The sequence below is a fragment of the Nocardia sp. NPDC050435 genome, from assembly GCF_040655395.1.
GTDB lineage: Bacteria > Actinomycetota > Actinomycetes > Mycobacteriales > Mycobacteriaceae > Nocardia.
In genome coordinates this window covers 196,495-218,673 of sequence record NZ_JBFAJW010000014.1, presented here as the reverse complement: position 1 = coordinate 218,673, position 22,179 = coordinate 196,495, and the positions used below count along the sequence as shown (strand labels likewise).

10 protein-coding genes are annotated in these 22,179 nt (G+C 72.0%); 1 reads left to right on the top strand and 9 read right to left on the bottom strand.

From position 1 onward, the window contains the following. Positions 1–2: 2 nt before the first annotated feature. A complete protein-coding gene (locus AB0I43_RS35615; RefSeq protein ID WP_356976096.1) occupies positions 3–1,529 on the bottom strand; it encodes an NAD(P)/FAD-dependent oxidoreductase in 1,527 nt (508 codons plus the stop codon). 70 nt (positions 1,530–1,599) lie between these two features. Here AB0I43_RS35615 and AB0I43_RS35610 point away from each other — a divergent pair, with 70 nt between their 5' ends. Next, positions 1,600–2,229: a TetR/AcrR family transcriptional regulator gene (locus AB0I43_RS35610; RefSeq protein WP_356976094.1), complete on the top strand. Its 630-nt coding sequence runs from the start codon at positions 1,600–1,602 to the stop codon at positions 2,227–2,229. Here AB0I43_RS35610 and AB0I43_RS35605 read toward each other — a convergent pair. Genes AB0I43_RS35605 through AB0I43_RS35570 form a run of 8 tightly spaced genes read right to left on the bottom strand, consistent with a single transcriptional unit; the run spans position 2,188 to position 22,108 of the window. Then, positions 2,188–6,636, bottom strand: a complete 4,449-nt coding sequence (locus tag AB0I43_RS35605) for an amino acid adenylation domain-containing protein (protein ID WP_356976092.1) — start codon at positions 6,634–6,636, stop codon at positions 2,188–2,190. The genes AB0I43_RS35610 and AB0I43_RS35605 overlap by 42 nt on opposite strands. Beyond that, on the bottom strand, positions 6,636–11,624 hold the full coding sequence (locus tag AB0I43_RS35600) for an amino acid adenylation domain-containing protein (protein WP_356976090.1): 4,989 nt from the start codon (positions 11,622–11,624) through the stop codon (positions 6,636–6,638). Before AB0I43_RS35600 ends, AB0I43_RS35605 begins: the two co-directional genes overlap by 1 nt. Continuing rightward, positions 11,611–12,465, bottom strand: coding sequence for a 3-hydroxyacyl-CoA dehydrogenase family protein (locus tag AB0I43_RS35595; RefSeq protein WP_356976088.1), 855 nt, complete (start codon positions 12,463–12,465; stop codon positions 11,611–11,613). The genes AB0I43_RS35600 and AB0I43_RS35595 overlap by 14 nt, the downstream gene beginning before the upstream one ends. Then, the gene (locus AB0I43_RS35590) at positions 12,462–16,700 is read right to left on the bottom strand and encodes a condensation domain-containing protein (protein ID WP_356976086.1); all 4,239 of its coding nucleotides are present in this window, start codon (positions 16,698–16,700) and stop codon (positions 12,462–12,464) included. Before AB0I43_RS35590 ends, AB0I43_RS35595 begins: the two co-directional genes overlap by 4 nt. Positions 16,701–16,735: 35 nt before the next feature. After that, positions 16,736–19,753 carry an HAD-IIIC family phosphatase gene (locus tag AB0I43_RS35585; RefSeq protein ID WP_357433438.1) on the bottom strand — a complete coding sequence of 1,006 codons (3,018 nt, stop codon included), beginning with the start codon at positions 19,751–19,753 and terminating at the stop codon, positions 16,736–16,738. After that, entirely contained in the window at positions 19,750–20,757 is a 1,008-nt protein-coding gene (locus tag AB0I43_RS35580; protein ID WP_356976083.1) for a 3-oxoacyl-ACP synthase, read from the bottom strand. The genes AB0I43_RS35585 and AB0I43_RS35580 overlap by 4 nt, the downstream gene beginning before the upstream one ends. Then, complete coding sequence (locus tag AB0I43_RS35575; protein WP_356976081.1) at positions 20,754–21,848, bottom strand: acyl-CoA dehydrogenase family protein; 1,095 nt, start codon at positions 21,846–21,848, stop codon at positions 20,754–20,756. The genes AB0I43_RS35580 and AB0I43_RS35575 overlap by 4 nt, the downstream gene beginning before the upstream one ends. Next, a complete protein-coding gene (locus tag AB0I43_RS35570; RefSeq protein WP_356976079.1) occupies positions 21,845–22,108 on the bottom strand; it encodes an acyl carrier protein in 264 nt (87 codons plus the stop codon). The genes AB0I43_RS35575 and AB0I43_RS35570 overlap by 4 nt, the downstream gene beginning before the upstream one ends. Positions 22,109–22,179 lie beyond the last annotated feature (71 nt).

The following is a 22,179-nucleotide window of genomic DNA, read 5'->3' as shown; positions in this document are numbered from 1 at the left end:
TGTTATGCCACCACTTTCCGGTCGCCCGCGGACGACGTCGTTTCGTATGCGGATACGTCGAACTTCTTGGTAAGCCTACGGAATTCGAACGTGAAGTCGGGCCACAGCGTGGTGTTGTTTCCGTGCTTGTCGAGATACCAGCTGGCGCAGCCGCCGGTGTTCCACACACTCTTGGCCAGCTTCTGCTGCAGGCCGCGGTTGTATTCGTCCTGAGCGTCGCGCCGCACCTCGACGGTCCGCAGGCCGAGCCGGTCCACGGTGGACAGCGCGTCGGCGATGTAGTTGATCTGCGATTCGATCATGAACACCATGGAGGTGTGGCCCAGGCCGACGTTCGGGCCGAGCAGGAAGAACATGTTCGGGAAGTTCGCGATGGCCGAGCCCTTGTAGCCCTGCTGGCCGATCTCGTCGAACACCTCCGACAGGGTGCGCCCGTCCTTGCCCACGATGGTGTTGTAGGTGGGCGAATCGGTGACGTGGAACCCGGTCGCCACGATCAGGGCGTCGATCTCGCGCTCGGTGCCGTCCTTGGTGACGATCGAGTTGGCGCGGACCTCCTTGATCCCGTCGGTGATCACGTCGACATTGTCGCGGCTCAGCGCGGGGTAGTACTCGTTGGAGATCAGCATGCGCTTGCAGCCGATGCGGAAGTTCGGGGTGACCTTCTTGCGCAACTCCGGATCGCGGATCTCGAACTGCAGCTTGGCCTTGGCCAGCAGTTCGAAGCCCTGCATGATCGCGGGGATCTTGGCCAGGCCGACGACCTGGGTCTCGCGTGCGGCGTAGATGGCGGCGCGGGACAGGCGCTGCACGCCCGGGATGTGCTTGAACGCGAAGCGCTCGGCCGCCAGGTACGGGCGGTCCATGCGGGGCAGCAGCCACGGCGCGGTGCGCTGGTAGACATCGAGGTGCCCGACCTTGCTCGCGATCGCGGGCACGATCTGGATGGCGGAGGCGCCGGTGCCGATGATGGCGACGCGCTTGCCGCTCAGGTCGGCGTCGTGGTTCCAGCGGGCGGAGTGGAAGATCTCGCCTTCGAACTCGTTGATGCCCTTGATGTCCGGCAGCGCCGGCTCGCAGAGGGCGCCGACCGCGGAGACGACGGTGTCGGCGGTGAAGCTGCCCTGGCTGGATTCGATTTCCCAGCGCGAGAGGTCGCTGTTCCAGCGGACGCTGGTGACATCGCAGTCGAACTGGTGCTTGTCCAGCACGTTGTACTTCTCCGCCACGCCGCGGATGTACTGCTGGATCTCGCCCTGCTTGGAGAACGAGCGCGTCCAGTCCGGGTTGAGCGCGAAGGAGTACGAGTACAGGTGCGACGGCACATCGCAGGCCGCGCCCGGGTAGGTGTTGTCCCGCCAGGTGCCGCCGACATCGCTGCCGCGCTCCAGGACGAGATAGTCGTTGCGACCCTGCCGGCTCAGTCGGATGGCCAGCCCGAGACCCGCGAACCCACTGCCGATGATGATCGTCTTGGCGTGGCGGGAGGGGCGGTTGCCGACAGCTTTGTCTGTAACCTTGCGACTCATGTAACCGAGAGTACGGTCTTATTGAGCACCAGTCAACAGTATATTGAGCGGCGTTCAGTAAGGTGGGTTCGTGGGCAAAGCGAACGGAGAAACCAGGCGGGTGCGGCTCAGTCCGGACGAGCGCCGGCTGCAGCTGATCACCCTCGGGGTGAAGATGCTCGGGGAGCGGTCCCTGGAGGAGATCTCCGTCAGCGACATCGCCGAACGCGCGGGCATCTCGCGCGGACTGCTGTTCCACTACTTCCCGACCATGCAGGACTTCCAGCTCGCCGTCGTCGCGCACGCCAATATCGAACTGCTGCAACGGGTCCGGCCCGACACCTCGCTCGAGATCTTCGAGATGCTGCGGGATTCGATCGACCGCTACATCGATTACGTCAGCGAGAACCGGCAGTCCTATCTGGCCTTGCTGCGCGGCCCGGCCACCGCCAGCCCCGAGCTGATGCAGCTGGTCGACCAGACCCGCCTGACCATCGTCGACATGATCCTGTCCGAGATGCCGATCCTGGTGGAGCCCGGCGATCGCCCGCGGCTGGTGCTGGCCGTGCGCGGCTGGATCGCCTTCGTCGAGGAGATCACGCTCAGCTGGCTGCGGGCCGAGACCATCACCCGCGAGCAGCTGGTCGATCTGCTGGTCGAATCGCTGATGACGCTGGCACTAGCGCTCAACCCCGCGCTGGCCGCCGCCCTGCGCGGCTGAGAGTTCGCCGGGCCCGGCGTCCACGTCGGCGCAGATCGCGTCGAGTTCGGCCCGCAGGTGCGCGGCCAGCGTCGCCAGCGTCTCCGGCTCCCACAGCGCTGCCGCGTACCGGAATTCGGCGCGGATGCCCGCGGGCTTGCCGCCGGACTCGAGCCGCTCGCGCGCCTGGAGCAGGAGTTCGAATTCGGCACGCACCGGCGGGAGTTCGCGCAGGCCGAACTCCAGATCGCCGGTCCCGCCGGTGGTGGCGATGTCGCGGAAGAAGGTGGTGACGATCTGGGGCACGGCCGTCGCGCCCGGCGGGATCAGGCGTTCGTACGGGTAGTCGCGATGCTCGTAGCCCGCCACCACCCGGTCCCGGATCTGGCGGATCAGGTCCCGGTAGCGGGGCGCGGCGGTGCGGTCGGTGCGGATCAGCGCGATGTCGACGGCGCAGCCGAGCAGGGTGTCGAGTTCGGCGCTGTCGCGCCCGCTCATCGCGACCCCGACCACCAGATCGGGACCGGCGCCGTGCCGGGCGAGCGCCGTGACCAGGGCGGCGTGCAACACGGCATAGGTGGTCGCGCCGCAGCGGCGCGCGGTCGCGAGCAGACGCGCGTGCGCGGCGGGGTCGATGTCGAAGGCAAGTACCGCGGCGGGGCTGGGGCCGGTGCGCGGATTGTCCACCGGCAGCGGTGGTTCCGGGTCGAGGCCGGCCAGCTCGGTGCGCCAGTAGCGGGCCTGCTCGGCGAAGCGGGTGCCGGGATCGTCGCTGCCGCCGCGCGGGCGCAGGGCGTAATCGGCGTACTGGTACGCGGCCGTGGGCCAGTGCGGCTGCCGTCCCGCCGCGCGGGCGAGGTAGGCGTATTGCAGTTCGCCGAGCAGGGTGTAGAGCGACTCGGCGTCACCCGCGCAATGATGGACAACGGCGAGCAGCACATGGTGGTCCGCGCTGATTCGGAAAAGCCGCACCCGCCAGGGTGTTTCGGTCATGAGCCGGAAGCCGCGCGCCGCCTCGGCGGCCAGCGATCGGTCCAGATCGGCGAGTCGCACCGGGATTTCGCGATAGTCGACCGCCTCCGGCCCGAACTCCAGGATCCGCTGCACCGGACCGGTCGGACCGAAAGGCAGGACGGTGCGCAGGATTTCGTGCCTGCGCACCACGTCGTCCACCGCCGCGCGCACCGCCTCGGTGTCGAGCGGTCCGCGCAGGTCGAAGGCGGCGGGCATGAGGTAGTCGCCCGCACCCTCGCTCAGGTAGTTCACGGTCCAGAACCGGTGCTGGACCGGGCTGAGCGGGATCGGGTCCGGCCGCCGCGCCGGACGGGCGGCGGTGCGGGGCGCGGGTGTGCCGGCGCGCTCGGCGAGCAGCCGTTCCAGGGCGGCGACCGTCGGCGCGTCGAGCAGGTCGCGCAGGGTCACCGTGCGGCCCAGCGCACGGCTCGCGGCCGCCGCCAACCGGATCGCGGCCAGCGAGTTGCCGCCGACCTGGAAGAAATCGTCGTCGAGGCCGACCCGGGGCACGCCGACCGCGTCGGCGAACAGCCCGGCCAGCACCTGCTGGCGCGGTGTGCGCGGCGGCCGGAGCGCGGCTGCCGGGGGCAGCGTCAGCGCCTTGCGATCGACCTTGCCGTTGACGGTGAGCGGCAGGGCGGGAATCTGGACCAGGACGGCGGGCACCAGGTAGGCGGGCAGCAGCGTGCCCAGGCGTGCGCGCAGCGCGGCGGTATCGATCGGCCGGTCCGCGACCAGGTGGGCGATCAGCGTCTTGCCCGTGGTCATCCGGTGCGCGGTCACCACCGCGGCGGTGACGCCGGGCTGGGCGCGCAGCACGTGCTCGATCTCGCCCGGCTCGACCCGGATTCCGTTCACCTTGACCTGCCGGTCGCCCCGCCCGAGGAAGCGCAGCTCGCCGTCGGCGCCCCAGCTGCCGTAGTCGCCGGTGCGGTACATGCGGGAACCGGGCGCGCCGAACGGATTCGCGGCGAACCAGCCCGCGGTGCGCCCCGGCCGGCCGAGGTAGCCCTGGGCCAGACCCGCTCCGGTCAGCCAGATTTCACCCGACAGCCCGGGCGGCACCGGCCGCAGCAGGGCGTCCAGGACTAGCACCGCCGTGTGATCGACGGGCCGTCCGACCGGGAATGCCTCGTCGCCGATCGGCCCGGTCGCGAGGGTGTGCGCGGTGGCGTAGGCGGTGGCCTCGACCGGCCCGTAGATATTGACGATCTCGAGCTCGGGCGCCACCGCCCGCATCGCGCGCACCGTGCCCGGCGCCAGCACGTCGCCGGCGCTGGAGAGGGTGCGCAGCGCGCCCAGGCTGTCCGGGATGTCCTCGACCAGCACCTGGAACAGCCCGGCCGGGCACAGCATCGCGGTGACCGCGCCCGCGCGCAGGACGTGCCGGAAATCCTCCGCGCCGAGCCGGGCGGGGGTGGCCAGCACCGCGGTGTGGCCCTGCAGCAGCGGCATCCACAGCTCCCACACCACCATGTCCCAGGCGTAGGGCGAATGCATGAGCATGCGCCGGTATTGCGGGCCCGCGGCGATCCGGTCGCGCGCGCGGGTGACGATCGCGCGGTGCGTGACCTGCACGCCCTTGGGCTCGCCGGTCGAGCCGGAGGTGAACATCAGCCAGGCGACCGCCTCGGCCGGGACGGCGGGCTCGGTGCTCGCCCGGCCGGGGCGGGCGGCGCGCACCACGGCGAGATCGTCGAGCAGCACCGTGGTTCCGGTGTGCCGCAGCATCCAGGCCACGCGTTCGGGCGGATCCTGTTCGTGCAGCGCGACGCACACCGCGCCGAGCCGCATGAGCGCGAGCAGCGCGACGACGAGTTCGGGGGAGCGGGGTAGTCGCACCGCGACCGGCGTGCCCAGGCGGACGTCGTGCGCTTCGGCCAGATGGCGGGCGAAAGCGGCGGCGCGCGTGTCGAGTTCGCGGTAGGTGAGCTGCTCGCCCTCGTACCAGAGCGCGGCTCGGTCCGGGTGCTCGCGGGCGATCTCGGCGAACGCCTGGGCCACACTGCGATTCGTCGATCCGGTCGGGTCCTCGTAGGGTGCCGGGGTGCGGGGAACCGGTGGGGCCGCGCCGCGATCCACGTCCCCGCTCGGATCCGCGTACAGCGCCGCGACTTCGGGAGCCGGTACCGCGGTGAGCCGGGCGATGAGCGTCGCGTCCGACGCGGCGGCCACCTCGTGCAGGGTGGCCAGGAGCCGGGCGTGCGACACCGCGAGCGAATCGGGCGCGCACCGGTCGGCCGTGGTGTCGAAGTCGATGCGCGGTGTATCCCCGCCGGTGTAGACGCCGATGCCGAAAGCCTCGGTGCCGCCGGTGGATATCGGCGTCAGCGTGGCGGGCACCGGACCGAAGCTCAGTTCCGGGATCGGCAGGATATTCAGCATCGGCCCGGTGCCGCGGTGATCGCCGCCGGGCACGATGCCGTCGGCGAGCAGGTCGAACCGGCGATAGTGCTGATGGCGCAGCAGTTTCCGGAACTCCGACTGCGCCTGCCGGGCCAGCGATCCGAGGGTGCCGCCGGGGTCGACGGTCATGCGCAGGCCCACGACATTGGACGTCATGCCGAGTGCTCGCCAGGAACGCTTGGCGGGCACGGAGACGCCGAGCACCACGGTGCGCGCGCCGGAATCGGCGTGCAGCAGCACGGCGACGGCGGCGGCCAGCAGGCCCGGCCAGTCGACCCCGAAAGTCGTTGCCGTGCGCTGGAACCGCGCCCACAGTTCAGGGGCGGGCCGGCCGCTGTGCCGGATCGGTTCCGCCGCGCCCTGGGGCACGGGCGGATGGGCGAACATCGGGGCCTCGGGCAACCCGGCCAGCCGCTCGGTCCAGAACGCGCGGTCGTCGGTGAACCGGCGCGACGCGCGATAACGCAGATCCGCGTCGACGAAGTCGTCCAGGGTGTCGAGGGGCTCCCGCGGCGCGGACCGGCCCGCGAGCAGGTCGGTGTAGACCCCGGCGACGGCGCGGATCAATGCCAGCGAGGTGCCGCCGTCGAAGATCAGATGGTGTGCCTTGATGCCCCACAGGAAGCCGGCGTCGCCGAGATCGAGCAGATAGTGGTCGAACAGCGGCGCGACCGTCAGATCGTAGGGCCGGGCGAACTCGGGTTCCAGGTAGCCGACGGCCTCCCCGTACGGATCGGCGGCGGTGCTGAAATCGGCGCGGTGCAGCGGGAATTCGGTGCCGGCCTCGAGGACCTGGCGGGGTTCGGGTCCCGAATGATCCAGCCGGACCCGCAGCGTCTCGCTGCGCCCGACGACATTGCGCAGCGCCCGCTCGAACAGCGCGGTATCGAGGCGGCCGTGCAGCCGCACGTGGCCGCTGATCAGGTAGCGCCGATCCGTGCCGTACGCGGTGGTGTACGCCCAGATCTCCTGCTGGGCGACGGTGAGCGGCCGGCCGTGGTGATCCATCAGAGTCCGTTCCGGTGCGAGAGGGCGTCGAGCAGCCCGGTGAGGTGAGCGAGCAGGCGGGCGAGGCGGTCGTCGTCGAGCAGGTCGCGGTGCCAGTTCAGGGCGATGCGCAACTCCGTGCCCGGCCAGACCGTCGCGGTCAGCGGGAACAGCGTGATCTCGCGCGATTCCAGACCGGTGAGCGTCAGCTCGCCGAGGGTGAACGGCATCGCCGCGCCGTCGACGGGGTAGGACTCGAAAACCAGCAGGGTGTCGAAGAATTCGCGGATCGGCAGCCCGGCCGCCGCCTCGATCTCGGCCAGGCCGAGGTGATGGTGTTCGACCAGCGCCGATTGCGCGGCCTGGATCGTGCGCAACCGCTCGCCGAGATCGGCGTCCGGCTCCGTGCGTACGCGCACGGGCACGGTGTTGATGAACGAGCCCACCATCGTGTCGATGCCCGGCAGTGCGGGCGGGCGGCCCGAAACCACTGTGCCGAACAGGATGTCGTTGCGACCGGTCAGCTCGCCGAGCACCTCGGCCCAGACGAACTGGAAGACGGTGTTGAGCGTGACGCCGGCCTCGGCCGCCAGGCGCGAGAGCTCGTGCGTCCGGTCCGCGGACAGGGCGAGGACGTGCTCGGCGGCCGTGTGGACGGGGTCGCCGGGTGCGCGGTCGGCCACCCGGGTGGGGCCGTCGAGATCGTGCAGCGCCGCGTGCCAGGCCGATCGGGCCGGGCTGTTGCCGGATCGGCTCCGGTCCGGGTCGTGTTCTCCGGCGACGCCGGGGTTCGGGAAGTCCTCGGAGCCGGTCCGCGCCGGTCCGTATCCGTGGTCGGCGCGCCAGCGCAGGAAATCGCCGAAGCCGTCGTCGATGTCGGTGTGCTCGGGCGTTCCGGTGGCGTACACCGCCAGCAGCTCGCGCAGCAGAATGGGGGCGGACCAGCCGTCGAGCAGCAGCCGGTGGTTGGTCAGCGCCAGCGTCCAGGACTCGTCCCCGGTGCGGGCCAGCAGGAACCGGATCAGCGGCGGCGCGGCGAGATCGAAGGGCCGGAACTGTTCCTCGGCGAGCAGTTCCGCGAGGTCGCCGGGGCGCGTGCGCAGATCCTCTTCCCGGACCGAGATGGGTGCGGCCGCGACGATCAGCTGGTACCAGCGATCGTCCGGTCCGCCGCGCTCGAAGGCCGCGCGCAGGGTGGCGTGCCGGTCGACGAGATACTGCGCGGCCGTGCGCAACCGGGAGCGATCGGGAGTTCCGGTGCAGGTGAGCAGTACCTGGAGGGTGTGTACCTCGGGGGCCGCGCGCGGGGCGAGGTCGGCGAACTTCTCCTGGATCGGCGTCAGCGGCCAGAGGTGGTGCAGGCCGGGATAGCGGGCGCTCCAGGCATCGATGTCGGACTGTCGCACGGGCACGGTGAAATCCGAGGGCGTGCGCCCGCCCGCGGCCGGATCCGCCGCGTGCCGCGCGAGCGCCGCCAGGGCGGCCAGCCACAGATCGGCGAGTTCGCGGACCTGATCGTGCGTGAGAAGCGTTCGGGGAAAAGTGAATCCGGCGGCGAGCTTGCCGTCGGCGACCAGGGCGTCGATGGCGATCGCCGCGCCGGCGGGCAGGCCCGAATCATGCGGCGGGGTCTCGGCGGAATCCAGTGTGACCGGCAACCACGGTCCGCCGGTGACCTCCGAGATCGCCCCGAGGTAGGTGAACGCCAGCTGGATGTTCTCCGCGGGCAGCAGTGCGGCGGTCTCCGGATCGAGATAGCGCAGCAGGCCGTAGCCGATTCCCGACCCCGGGACCGAAAGCAGCTGCTCTTTGACGATTTTCACGGCGGAGGCGAGGTCCGCGCTGCCGCTGAGCGCGGCCTCCGTTGCCAGCCCGGTGAGGTCGAGCCGAGCCGGGAACGCGGCGGTGAACCAGCCGACGGTGTGCGACAGGTCCGCGCCCGGCACCAGTTCGGGCTCGCGGCCATGCCCTTCCAGCCGCACCGTGACGGCCGCCTCGTCCAGGCCCCGCCGACGCCGCCACTCCGCGATGGCCAAGGCCACGGCGGTGAGCAGCACGGTGTTGGCGTCGGTGTGGTACCGCGCGGGCAGGGTGGTCAGCACGGCCGTCGTCGCAGCGGCGTCGAGAACCACCGGAATCCGCTCGAGCGTGGCGGCCGTATCGACCCGCGGATCGAGGGCACGATCGGTGAACAGCGCGGTGCCGCCGAGCAATTCGCGCCACCGGTCGATCTCCGCGAGCCGGGCCGGGCTCTGCGCCTGTGCCCCCAGGCTGTGCGCCCACCGGCGCATCGAGGTGCCCCCGCCGGGCAACCGCGGCACCGCACCGGCGCGCACCTGGGTCCAGGCCGCGAGCAGGTCCGGGATCAGGATGCGCCAGGAGACGCCGTCGATGGACAGGTGATGCACGACGACGATGAGCTGATCGTCCCGCGTGAGCCAGACGAACTGCAGGACAACCCCGTTGGCCGGATCGAGGCGACCGAGAGCCGTCTCGGTCGCCGCGGCGACCGAGACGTGCCACTCGACGCGGGTGAGCACCCGGTCGAGATCGATGGTGGTCACCGGGTCGGCGAACAGGCGCGGGCGGCCGCTGGCGTCGCGGTACAGGCGGGCGCGCAGCATGTCGTGACGGTGCACGACCGCGTGCAATACCGTGCGCAACTGCGTCTCGGTAATGCCCTGCGGCAGTGCCAGAACCAGGTGCTGGGCGTAGCGGTCGATACTCGCGCCGCCGGATTCGGCGTGCTCCAGCAGCGCGAGCACGGCCGGGGTCGGCGGAAGTTCGCCGACGCCGCCGCCGGGCAGTTCGGCCGGCGGCCGTGCGCTTTCCTCGCCGGTGCCCGCGACCGCGGCCAAGCCCGCGACGGTGCGTTCCTCGAAGACCTGCTGCGCTGTGACGCCGATGCCGCGGGCCCGCGCGCGGGACACGAGCAGGATCGACATCACGCTGTCGCCGCCGAGCGCGAAGAAGGACTCGTCGATGCCGACCCGATCGCGGCCCAGAACCTGTGCGAAGACCTCGGCGAGCGTCCGTTCCACCGCGGTGCGCGGTGCGCGGAACGGGGTTTCGCGCGCGGCGGGGGCGGGCAGGGCGGCGCGGTCGAGTTTGCCCGCCGGATTGCGGGGGAAAGACTCGAGCAGCAGGATCTCGTCGGGCACCATCGCGGTGGGTAGCGTTCGGGAAAGCTGTTCGCGCAGCGTTGTTTCCGTGCAATCGGCCCCCGCGACCGGCAATACGTAGCCGATCAGCCTGCCCTCGGGCCGCAACACGGCCGCGGCCTGGGCGACCGGTGCGCAGGCCGCCAGCGCGGCCTCGATCTCACCGAGTTCGATGCGGACGCCGTGGCGTTTCACCTGGAGATCGGCGCGGCCCTGATAGTCCAGCAGCCCGGTGCCGCTGTTCCAGCGCACGATGTCGCCGGTGCGGTACAGGCGCGCACCCGGAGCGAAGGGGTGCGCGACGAAACGTTCGGCGGTGCGAGCGGGATCGCCGAAGTAGCCGCGCGCCAGCTGGATTCCGGCGAGATACAGCTCGCCGGGGGTGTCGTCGGGCACCGGGCGCAGGCAGGCGTCCAGCACGTAGGCGCCGGTGTTCCAGCCGGGCGCGCCGATCGGTACGGCACCGGAATCCGCTGTACTGACCGCGTATTCGGTGACCGCCCCGGTCGCCTCGGTCGGACCGTAGAGGTTGTGCAGCCGGGCCGGAGCCGCCGCCGCGAAGCGGCGTGCCAGCGCGGGGGTGAGCGTCTCGCCGATCAGCAGCACCCGGCGCACCGAGGCCGGGAAGTCCGGGGCGAGTTCGAGCTGGCTGGTCAGCGTCGAGGGCACGAACTGCACCGTGGTCACGGCGTGCGCGGCCAGCAGCCGCGTGACGGCGGCGGGGTCGTGGTCGGCGGCGGGCGGCGCGATGGCCAGCCGCGCACCGGCGTGCAACGGCCACAGCAGTTCCCAGATCGCCACGTCGAAGGTGACCGGAGTCTTCTGCAGCACCGTGTCGGTGGCGTCGAGACCGAGGTGCGCGGTCATCCAGCGCAGGTGGTTCACCACGGCGGCGTGCGGGACGGCCACACCTTTCGGCAGGCCGGTGGAGCCGGAGGTGAACATCAGATAGGCGAGGTGCTCCGGACGCGGCGGCACGGGCGTCGCGGGCCCGGCCGCCGCCGGCGGCAGGTCCTCGAGGTGCCAGATCGGAGTCGTCCGGCTGGTGAAACCCGCCTCGCGCGTGGACAGTACGAGCAGCGGCGCGGCGATCGCCAGCACGCGCTCGAGGCGCTCGGCCGGATGGGCCGGGTCCAGCGGCAGGAACGCACCGCCCGCCCGCAGCACCGCGTGCACCGCGACGATGGCCTCGATCGAGCGCGGCACTGCCACACCGACCACGGTGTCGGGGCGCACTCCGCGCCGGATCAGCCAGTGCGCGAGCCGATCCACGCGCGCGGCCAGCTCACCATAGCTGACCGTCGTTTCGCCGTAGGCCAGCGCCGTGGCCCGGGGTGCTCGGCGCACTGCGGCGTCGAAGCCGGACAGCGTGGTCGCGGTGGATTCCTGTTCGCGCACCGTGCCGTCGCGGTGTGCCTGGTAGGCGAGTTCGGCGTCGGTGGCCAGATCGACGCGGCTCACCGGCCGGTCCGGTGCCGCGACCAGCCGCTCGAAAAAGGCGTTGAAGGCAGGCAATTCGGCGTCGGGCAGGTCGAGCTGCCATCCGTCGGCGTCCTGCGTGGCGACGGGTGCCCCGGCGGGCGGGGCGGTAGGACGCGCCTGCCGCAGCAGCGCGCCGACCTGGACGCACACGGAGCGGAAGTCCTGATACGGGTGCACCGGGACCCGCACTCCGGTCCTGCTCGCCCCGATCCGCAGCCCCACCACGACCTCCGGTGCAGCCGTGCGCCGCCAGGTGTACACGGCCAGCCCCGCCAGCACCACCGCCGCCGCCCCACCCCCGCTGCGCCGGGCCAGCCGGCCCAGCCCGGCGGTGGGCGCGAGCGCGGCCGCCTCACGAGTACTCATGAAAACCCCTGCCTGTCTTGCGTCCCAGATGTCCGGCCGCCACCAGTTCCGCCAGCGCGCGCGGCACCCGGTAGCGTCCGTCGCCGGTCGTCGATCGCAGCACCGCCAGGGTGTCGGCGACGTTGTCCAGGCCGATCAGGTCGGCGGTGCGCAGCGGGCCCATCCGGTGGCCGAGGCAGCCCTCGAACAGCTCGTCGATGGTCGCGGCGTCGGTGCCGGACTCGGTGATCTCGGCCGCCTCGGCGATGCCGAGCATCAGGACGCGATTGATGACGAATCCGGGGCCGTCCCCGACCACGATGCCCTTCTTGCCGATCGCGTCGAGCAGGCCCAGCGCCCGGTTCAGCGTGTCGGGGGAGGTCTGGGCCGAGGTGACGACCTCCACGGTCTCGGTCAGCGGCGCCGGATTCATGAAGTGCAGCCCCAGGATCCGGTCCGGCCGGCCGGTGACGGCGGCGAGATCGGCGATCGGGATGGCGGAGGTGCCCGAGGCGAAGACCGCCTCGGCCGGGCAGACCCGATCCAGCTCGGTGAACAGGCCGCGCTTGAGACCGATGCGTTCGGTGACGGATTCGATGACGAAGCTGCTCGTGCCGAGGTCGCCCAGCCGATCGGACCACTGCACGCGGGCCATGATCGCCGGGAGGTCGGCCGCGAGCGGGCCGCGGCCGAGCAGCACGCTCAGCCGCAGCGCCGCCTTCAGGTCGCGGCGGGCGCGTTCCGCGGCGGCGGCGTCGGTGTCCACCACGGTTACCGGTATTCCGGCCTGGGCCAGGCATTGCGCGATGCCCGCGCCCATCACGCCGGCGCCCAGAACGCCGACCCGTTGTTCGCCGGTCATGGGTGTACCTCCGGTGTGTAGTCGAGATCCGCGCGCACACTGTCGAAGACGCGTGTGTCCGGGTCGGACAGCGCGGCGGTGAGCAGGCGCGCCAGATCGTCGAGCAGGTCCTCGGCCGAGGCGCGGTCGAAGAGCTCGGTCGCGTAGCTCAGGTGCAGGGCCGGCGGATCCGGCGTCCACGTGAGTTCGAGTTCCGCCGTGGGGGATTCGGTGCCCTGAAAGCGGACCGGTGACGCGCCGGTCGCGCCGATCACCGGCCGGTGCTCGCGCAGCGCGCGCCAGGTGGTGTCCGGGGTCAGCTCGACCGTGCCGTAGCGCGGCTGTCCCGCAGCCGAATCCGGGAGCCGGACCGAGAGCCGATGCTGACCGGAATACCAGCTCAGGAGCACCGCGTAGGCATCGAAGACGGCCGTCTCGACGGCAGCGGACTCGATCGGCCGGGACACCCGGTCGTGGTGGTAGGTGGTGTGACCCGAGCGCGGGCGGTCGGCGGGAATCAGCAGCGCGGGCTCGGCGTCGGTGCCCGTGATCAGGGCCGCCACCGTCGGGGGTGCGGGTGCGGCCATCGCGGTGAGGATCTCCAGGAATTGCCCGGCGATCTCGGCGACCGTGCGCCGGGTGAACAGCTCAGTGCTGAACTCGACGCACGCGCTGATGTCGCGGGGCACCTCGTCGGTGTACTCGAATGTCACCAGCGTGAGATCGAACTTCGCTGTCCCGGTAGGCAATCCGCCGAACTCGTTGCCCGCGGAGTGTTCCAGGTCGAACAGCTCGGCGCCCGCCTGGTCGACGCGTTCGGCGCGTGGGGTGACCTGATGGATGTAGAGCACGTCGAACAGCGGCGTCCGGGACAGATCCCGTTGCCCGGCCAGCGCGTGCACCACCCGGTCGAACGGAATCTCCTGGTGCTCCAGCGCGCCGAGGACGCTGGAGCGCACCCGGGCCAGCAGCTCGGGCAGCACCCGTTCCGCGGTGAAGTCGGTGCGCAGCGCGACCGTGCTGTTGAAATAGCCGATCAGGTCCTGGAATTCGCGGCGGCCGCGGCCCGTGGTCGGCGTGCCGACGACGATGTCGCGCTGCCCGCTGCGGCGCGCCAGGGTCAGATAGAAGGCGGCGAGCAGCACCACGAACAGCGAGACCGATTCGCGCCGCCCGAGTTCGCGCAACGCGGTGATCAGCTCGGCGGGAATCGTGAACGGATGCAGATCGCCGACGTAGGTCTTGCGGGGCGGCCGGGGGAAGTCGGTCGGCAGCGCCAGCACGGGTGCGTCGGTCAATTCCCGGCGCCAGTACTCGAGTTCGTGGTCCAGAGCCGAACTCCGCAGCAGCTCGCGATGCCAGGCGGCGTAGTCGCGGTAGCGGATCGGCAGCGGGGCGAGCCGATGCGGGCGACCCTGCTCGCGCGCCGCGTACAGCTCCGGCAGTTCGCGGGCCAGGATCATGGGGGTCGCGCCGTCGGTGACCGCGTGATGGCAGACCAGTTGCAGCACATGGGCATCCGGCGCGATCGTCACGACCAGCACGCGCAGCAGGGGCTCCGCCCCGAGGTCGAACGGCCGCTGCGCGGCGGCCTGCACCAGCGCCCGGGCGGCGGCGGTGGGATCGGGCTCGGCCGAGACGTCCAGCACGCGGAAGTAGGCCGTGAGCCGGTCGCGAATCCGCAGCACCGGCGCGCCGTCCACCTCGGCGAAGTTGTAGCGCAGCGGCTCGTGCCGCTCGACCAGGTCGTCGAAGGTGCCGCGCAGCAGGCCGACCTCGATCGGGCCGCGCAGCAACTGGACGACCGGGTAGTTGTACAGGGTGGTGCCCGGCTCGAGCTGGTGATGGAACCACATCCGCTCCTGACCCGAGGACATCACCGGCTCCTCGTGCGCCACCAGCGCCGGAATCGGCGCACGGCGCACGCTCGGCGTCGCGCCGGTGGTCAGCAGCTCGGCGAAATCGGCCAGGCGGGGCCGCTCGTAGAGCTCGAGCAGTTTCGGGCGGAAGCCGAACGCCTCCTCGACGCGGTCGACCAGCTGGACGGCGATGAGCGAATTGCCGCCCAGGGCGAAGTAATCGGCGTCCAGGTCCGGTTCCGTTCCCAGCAGTTCGGCCAGCGTTTCGCGCAGCCACCGGTGCGGATCGGCGATGTCGCGAACCGCTCGGGCGGCCGGGGCCGGCAGGGCGCCGCGCGGCAGGTCCACCCAGCACCGCTCGGGCCGCATCGGGTGCCCGGGCAGACGCACCCGGTGGGCGTCCGCCACCAGCGGCCGCCAGTCCAGGTCGACGCCGTGCTCGTACAACCGGCCGAGCAGATCCCGCGGACCCGCGCCGAGGAGCAGGTCCGCGTCGGGGACGGCCTCGGCGATCAGGGCGCCGAGCCGCCCGTGCGGGCACGGTTCGACGAAGACGACCGGGCCCTCGGCGCGCAGCGCGCGCACGGCGGCGAGCAGCCGGTCGGTGTCGACCGTCGCTGGGGCCGCGGTCAATTCCGCGGCCGCGACCGGATCCCGGGAGCCGAGCAGATAGCGCGAGAGGTAGCGCGAGGAGCCGGCGCTGAGCAGCGCGGCGAATTCGACGCCGCAGGCGCGCAGCCGATCGTGCAGGGCCAGCTGCGCGGCCAGCACCCGCGCGGTGTCGCCGGTCGCCGGAAGGTGCGGCGGCAGTGCGGCCTCCGGCTCGGGGCCCGCAGGGACGGCGTCGGGGGACAGGAGCAGGACCACCCGGGGTCGCCGCGGCTCGATGCGATCGGCGACGGCCGCCTTGTCCAGCAGCTCGGCCAGTTCTGCGGTGCCGGAGGCGGTGACGGCGATCCGGTGCGGATAGTGCGTGCGCCCCAGCGCCAGGGTGGCGGCGATCTCGTCCACCGAGGCGGCGGTGTCGCGCACCGCCGCGGCCAGTTGGGTGCACAGTTCGGTGAGGGCCTGCGGGCTCCGAGCCGAGACCGCGACGAGTCGCGGCTGGGCCGAGTCGGTCCGGGGTGTGGGCGCGGGGGGCTGGGTCACCACGCAGTGCGCGACACTGCCGCCCAGGCTGAAGGAACTGACACCCGCCACTCGCGTCGGTGCGGCCCACTCCCGCCCGGTGGTGAGCACCTCGAGGCCCGCGCCGTGCAGATCGAATCCGCCTGTCGCGCTGGTGAAATGCAGCGACGGGTACTGTTCGCCCGCGGACACGCTCAATACCGCCTTGACCAGGCCCGCGATCGCGGAGGCGTGATCGAGGTGGCCGATATTGGTTTTCACCGAACCGATCGGCAGCGGCCGCTCCCGTTCCGCGCCGAAGACGGTGCGGAGGCCCTCCAGCTCCACGGCGTCGCCGAGCCGGGTGCCCGAACCGTGCGTCTCCAGGTATCCGGCGGTGTGCGGATCGAGTCCGGCAGCCGCCCAGGCTTTTTCGATGACCCGGGCCTGGCCGGTGGCGCTCGGCGTGCTGATGGTGGCGGCGGCGTCCCCGTTGTGCCGGGTGGCGCTGCCGCGCAGCACGGCGTGGATCGGCGCGCGATCGGCCTGGGCCCGGGCCACGGTGGTCAGCAGCAGGACCGCGCCGCCCTCGCCGTTCACGGTGCCGTCGGCGGCGGCGTCGAACGCGCGGCAGACGCCGGTGGGCGACATGATCTCGCTGAAACCGCCGCCGCCCCAGGACGGCGTGCCGTGCACGCGAACCGCCACGGCTCCCGCCAGCGCGTAATCGGCGTCGCCGGAGGACAATTCGCGGCACGCCTGGTGCACGGCGACCAGCGCGCTGTTGCAGCCGCTGTCCACGCCGAAGCAGGCGCCGGTGAAACCGAACCGGTGTGCGATCCGCGCGGGTCCGGCGAACGCGGCGTTACCGAGCAGGCTCAGCGGGCCCGGCTCCACCGCGATCGAGTGATAGCTGGACTGCGCCGCGGTCAGCGCGACCGCGGTCACCGCCTGCGCCAGGGTCTGTCGCGAGTATCCGGCGTCCTCGAGCGCGCGCTGCGCCAGCAGCAGGGCCAGCCGCTGCTGCGGATCCATCAGCTCCGCCTCCCGGCGCGACAGGTCGAAGAACCGGTAGTCGAACTGCTCGATATCGCTGAGATGTCCCATCGGCAGGTAGGTCACGGCCGGATCCAGTCCGGTGGCCGCGATCCGGCCCGGCGGCATCGGCCCGACCGAATCCCGTCCCGCCGCCAGATTGCGGCGGAACTCGGCCAGGTCGGCGGCCTGCGGGAAACGCGCGCCGATCCCGACGACGGCGATATCGGTGGGCCGGGCGTCCAGCTCGGGCACAATCTGCTCCTGTTTCGTGCGGGGAACGGGCCGGGTCACAGCTCGAACGCCTGCGTCGAGTTCGCCGCCCCGGCAGCGGGTTCGGCGGCGAGCGCTTCCTCCAGCGCCTCGGCTTGGGCGGCGAGAGTGTGCAGGTCGAAGAGTTGTCCGACGCGCAGCGCGCCGGGCCAGCGCTGCTCCAGCCGCAGGTGCAGGTGGACGACGCTGTGCGAATTGCCGCCGACCTCGAAGAAGGAATCCGCGCGGTCGAAGTCGTCGTGTTCGAGCGCGGCGGACCAGAGCGCGCCGAGTTCGAGTTCCCGCGCGGTCCAGCCGTCGCGGGCCGGGCTCGGCAGGGCCGGACCGTCCGCGGCGGCGCGCAGCGCGGCCTCGTCGAGTTTGCCCGCGGCGGCGATCGGGAGGGTGCCGATCCGGACGAAGCGTGCGGGAATCTCCATGGCCGCCAGATGCTCCGCGCAATGCCGGGCCAGAGCGCGCCGGGTCGGTGGCGCGCCGGGTGCCACGGGGACGATGTAGGCCACCAATTGGCTTGGCTGGTCCGCGGTTTCGATCATCAGGGCGACCGCGTGCGCGACCTCCGGATGGCTTTCCAGGACCGCCTCCACCGCGGGGAGCTCGACCCGCGCGCCCCGGATCTGGACCTGGCCGTCGCGGCGTCCCAGGAATTCGAGATCGCCGGAATCGTTGCGCCGTGCCAGATCTCCGGTGCGGTACATGCGCGCCCCCGGCTCGCCGGCGGCGGGATCGGCGACGAACCTGGTCGCGGTGCGGCCGGGATCGCCCGCATAGCCCTGGGCGATCTGGTCGCCGCCCAGGTACAGCTCACCGTCTCGGCCGGGACGCAGATCCGGCCCGAGCACCAGCGCGGAGTTGCCCGGCATCGCGGTGCCGATAGGGACGATCTCGGGGGCCGCGCCCGCCTCGACCGTGTGCCACACGCAGGTGACGGTCGCCTCGGTGGGCCCGTACTCGTTGAGCAGCAGGGTATTCGGCAACCGCTCGTGATGGCGGACCGCCAGCGCGGTGGGCACCTGTTCGCCCGCGAGCGCGACGACGCTCGGCGTGATCAGCGCGTCGAGCAGCAGCCGGTAGTAGGAGGGGGTCGCGATCAGATGGCTGACCCGCGTCCGCTCGGCGAGCGCCGCGACGGCGGCCGCGTCCGGCAGTTCGCGGTGCGTCGGCACGACCACGGTGCCGCCGACGGTGAGAGCCCACGGCGCGAACAGCATCGAGGCGTCGGCGGTGAGCGGGCAGGTCGACAGCGTGACCAATTCCCCGTCGGTGTAGGGGTAGTTGCGCCCGGCGATCATCGCGGCCAGATTGGCCCGGCTGACCACGACGGCCTTGGGCGTGCCGGTCGACCCTGAGGTGGTGATCACATAGGCGGGTGCGCTGGACGGCGGAGGCCATGCTCCGGACACGGGAGCCGGAACCGGGCGGACGGCGTCTCGCGCGGTGGAGTCGCCCGCCGGTGTTGCGGGCACCGGCGCGGAATGGTCTCGCCGAGCCGGTTCGACGGCGCGGTCTCCGGCAACAGGATCGCTGGTCGGCTCCTCGTGCTGGACGACGTCGCCGGGGCCGCCGTGCGGAGCCGAGGCCGCCCGGGGGAGACGCGAGACCGTCAGGCCGCTGCGCGTGGTCGCGGCATCGTGGACATCGCAGCTCGCCCGCGGGAGCCACGCGGGCGGTTCCGAGGCATCGTAAACGACTGCCGTGCAGTGTATCTGGTCGAGCAGCCGCTGAACCTGTGCTTCCGTCCGGCCGGGGTCGACCAGCCACCAGGCCGCACCCGCCCGCAAGGCCGCGAGCATCGCGACCAGGGTGTCGGCTCCCTGCGACAACTGGCACAGCACGACGTCGCCGGGCCGAACGCCCGCGCCGACCAGGCGGGCCGCGAGTTCGGCTGTGCCGGAGTCGAGCTCGCGATAGCTCAGCCGCCGATCTCCCGAGACCAACGCCGTCCGCTCGGGCACCCGAGCGGCCTGACGCAGCAGCCCGGACACCAGATCACCCGGCGGGAGCGGTGCGTCGGGCGCGCGCATCAGCACGTGGCCGGTGTTCGGCACGGCGGTGCTCCCGTCGTGCGCCAGCAGCTTCCGTTCGCCCCGCTGCTCCAGCATCGCGAAACCGGCGAACCGCAGCGTCACCAGCATCACCCGGTTCGCCGGTGTCGCAACGAATTCCGCGACCGCTCGCTGACCCCGTGCCCGTGCCCGATCGATCAGATGCGCCAGCAGCGCCCCGCCGACTCCGCGCGACATCACCCGGCACGACATGAGCAAGAGCAGCAGTGCCGCGTCGTCGCCGCGAAACTCGCTGACCGCCAGGCCGATCACGCCGTAGTCGCCGAAACGGTCGCGCAGCGACGCGATCAGCACCTCGTGCCGCGGCGACGCGCTCAGCTCCCGCAACTCGTCGCTGTCGAAGGTGCGCCCGGTGGTGTTGAGCTGATTGGTGCGCACCGTGAGCTCGTGCGCCCGCTCCAGATCCGCCGCACCCGCCCGGCGCACGGTCATCACCAGGCCCAGACCGGCCAGGAACTCGGCATCGGAGCCCTCGAACGTCGACGCGCTGTGCCGCCGGACCTGTTCGGCCAGATAGCGCTTGCGGCGGTCACGGGCGTCGGCGGTGACCACCGCCGGGGTGAACTCGGGCCGGTCGGGCAGGCTCGCCAATTCCTCGGCGGCATAGCAGCGGACCTCCGGGAGCGCGGCGGCGACCTCGGCGCGTTCCACCGGATCGTTGTCCACGAACGCGATGGCCGCCAGCCCGATATTGAGTTCCTCCGCGATCCGCCGCACCGCCGCGGACTTCGCGCCCCACCCGATCTGCAAGGAGCAGAACATCTCCGACAGGCCGTGTGCGTCCAGATGGGCGGTGGCCAGCGCGGCTTCGCTGCGGCTGGCGACCGCGTGCACGATGCCGCGCTCGTCGAGCCGGCGCAGCACCCGGCGCGCCTCCGGATGCGGCGCGGTGGCGTCGTGCTCCAGCAGCACCCCGCCCCACAGCGTGTCGTCGAGGTCCCAGACCAGGCATTTCACCAGGTCGCTCACAGTTCGATCCCTTCCAGCCGATCCGGTAGGCGGCGCAGCAGCGTGGCGCTCCAGGCCGCGACGGGGCTGCTGTTGAGCAGCAGGGTGTAGTCGCCGGGGGCGCGCCCCGGCGCGGCCGCCTCGAGGTTGACCAGGACGTCCACCGAGCCGAGGTGCCCGAACTCGGTGAGGTTGCGCGCGCAGGCCGGGTCGACGCGCACGCCGAGCGCCTCCTCCCAGAACGCGAACGCGCCCGCCGACAGGTTCTGCATCAGGATCGGCCCGACCTCCTCGAGCCGTAATCCGTTGCGGTCGAGCAGTTCCCCCGTCATCGCGGCCAGGCGTTTGCGGCTCTCCACGGCCAGCCGGAAGCTGTAGGTCGCCTCGTCGGCGCATTCCTCGCGCCAATCCCGCTGCGGCACATCGCGATAGTCGATCCGGAACAGCTCGCTGTACTTGCCGTCGCTGCGCACCAGATGGTCGACGAACTCGTAGCGGCCCGAGTCCCCGGTACCGAGCAGGACCGCGGCCGCGCCGTCGCCGAGCACCGTCATCGGCGCGCGATAGCGGAACCGGGTCGGCGCGGCGGCCGCCGCGACCAGCAGCACGCTGCCGCAACGGGAATCGCCCCGCAGCAGCCCGGTCGCGAGGGTGAACGCGGCCGAGATCGAGGCGCAGCCGAGGTCGCCCACGCCCGCGACGAACGCGCGTTCCGCGCCGAGCCGGTGTTGCAGCCGGGTGGCCTCGGAACTCATCAGGTAGCGCGGCGCCCGGCCGCCCACCACCAGCAGGGCGTCCAGGTCGCGGGCCGCCAGACCGGCCCGGTCCAGGGCTTTCTCGGCCGCGGTGACGGCCAGGTCGTAGTCGGCCTCCGCCGCGCCGACGCGGACGGTGTCGATGCCCAGTGCCAGCGCGTGCGCGCGGCGCTTGTCGGTCAGCTCGGCCAGTTCCGCGAGTTCGGTAACGGCACAAGCGGTTTCGGGGAATGCCGTGGCGACCGGTCCCACGGTGAGGGGAGCGGTCACCGGCCCACCGTCCGCAGCACGAAGTCGCCGATGTCCTGCTCGGCCACCTCCCGCGCACCCTCGATGATCTGCATGATCTTGGCGTCGCGGAAGAATCGCCCGGCCCGGCTGTCCGGGGCGCAGCCCGCGGCCCCGAGTATCTGCACGGCCTGCTCGCTCACCGCACCGGCGGCGCCCGCCGCGGCGTACTTCGCGGCGATGGTGCCCAGCAGTGCGGCCGGGTCGCGATCCACGCGCTGCTCGCCCGCCCGGACGCACAGCGCCCGGGCGCTCGCCACCCGCACCCAGCCGCGCCCGAGCATGGCGCGCACCGCCTGGTGATCGCCGAGCCGCGCGCCGCCCTGCCGCCGGTCGCGCGCGTGCGCCGCGGCGTCGGCCAGGCAGGCGCGCGCCATCCCCGCGCATCCCCACGCGATCGTGTACCGGCCGTGGTCCAGGGCCGTCCCGAGCACGTGCGAGACACCGAACCCCGGCCGTGCCAGGACATTTCCGGCGGGTACCCGCGCCGCGTCGAAGCGCACGTGCGCCAGTCGTGCACCCCGCATGCCGAGCTGATCGACCACCGGCTCCAGCACCACCCCGGGCTGATCGGTCGGCACCAGCGCGGCCACCGGCCCGTGCTCGGACTGCCCGGCCACCAGCAGCACGTCCGCCAGCGCGCCGAAGGTGACCCACAGCTTGTGCCCCGACACCGACAGCTCCGACGAGCCGCTGAACCGGGTCCGCAGATCGGACAGATCGCTGCCGGCCTGCGCCTCGGTCGCCGCCAGCCCGGCGATCAGCTCACCGGAGATCAGCCCGGGCAGCCACGCCGAGCGCTGCGCGTCGGTGCCCCACCGGTCGACGGCGGCGGCCACCATGCCCTGCACCGTGAACAAGGAGCGCAGCGCGGTGCACACCGCGCCCAATTCCTCGGCCAGCAGCCCGAGTTCGAGCGCGTCCGCGCCGCGACCGCCGTACTCCTTCGGCCGGTCCACCCCGAGCAACCCGGCCCGCGCCGCGGCCAGCACGGCGGTGCGCGGCAGGCCGGTTCGATCCCACCCGCCCGCGGCCGTGGCCGCCGTGGCGAGCACGGTTTGCAGGTCGCTCACCCGGCGGCGCACTTGCGGGTGACGAACGCGGCGGCCCGATGCACGGTCCGGAAGTTGTCCAGGTCGAGATCGTCGATCTCCACCTCGAATTCGAAGGTGCGCTCCAGATACGCGACCAGCTCCATCGCCCGCAGCGAATTGACCAGGCCCATGGCGAAGAAGTCGTCATCGGGCCCGAACTCGGCCCCGGTGAGCACCGTGAAGTCCCGCAGCAATTGTCGCACCAGCTCCGGCCGTACCGTCTGCGCCGCGTCGCTCATCTACCCGCCCGTCCCTCACCGAATCGCCGTCCGACCGGACGGTGATTCGGAAGTTACCGGGCTTCACAGGC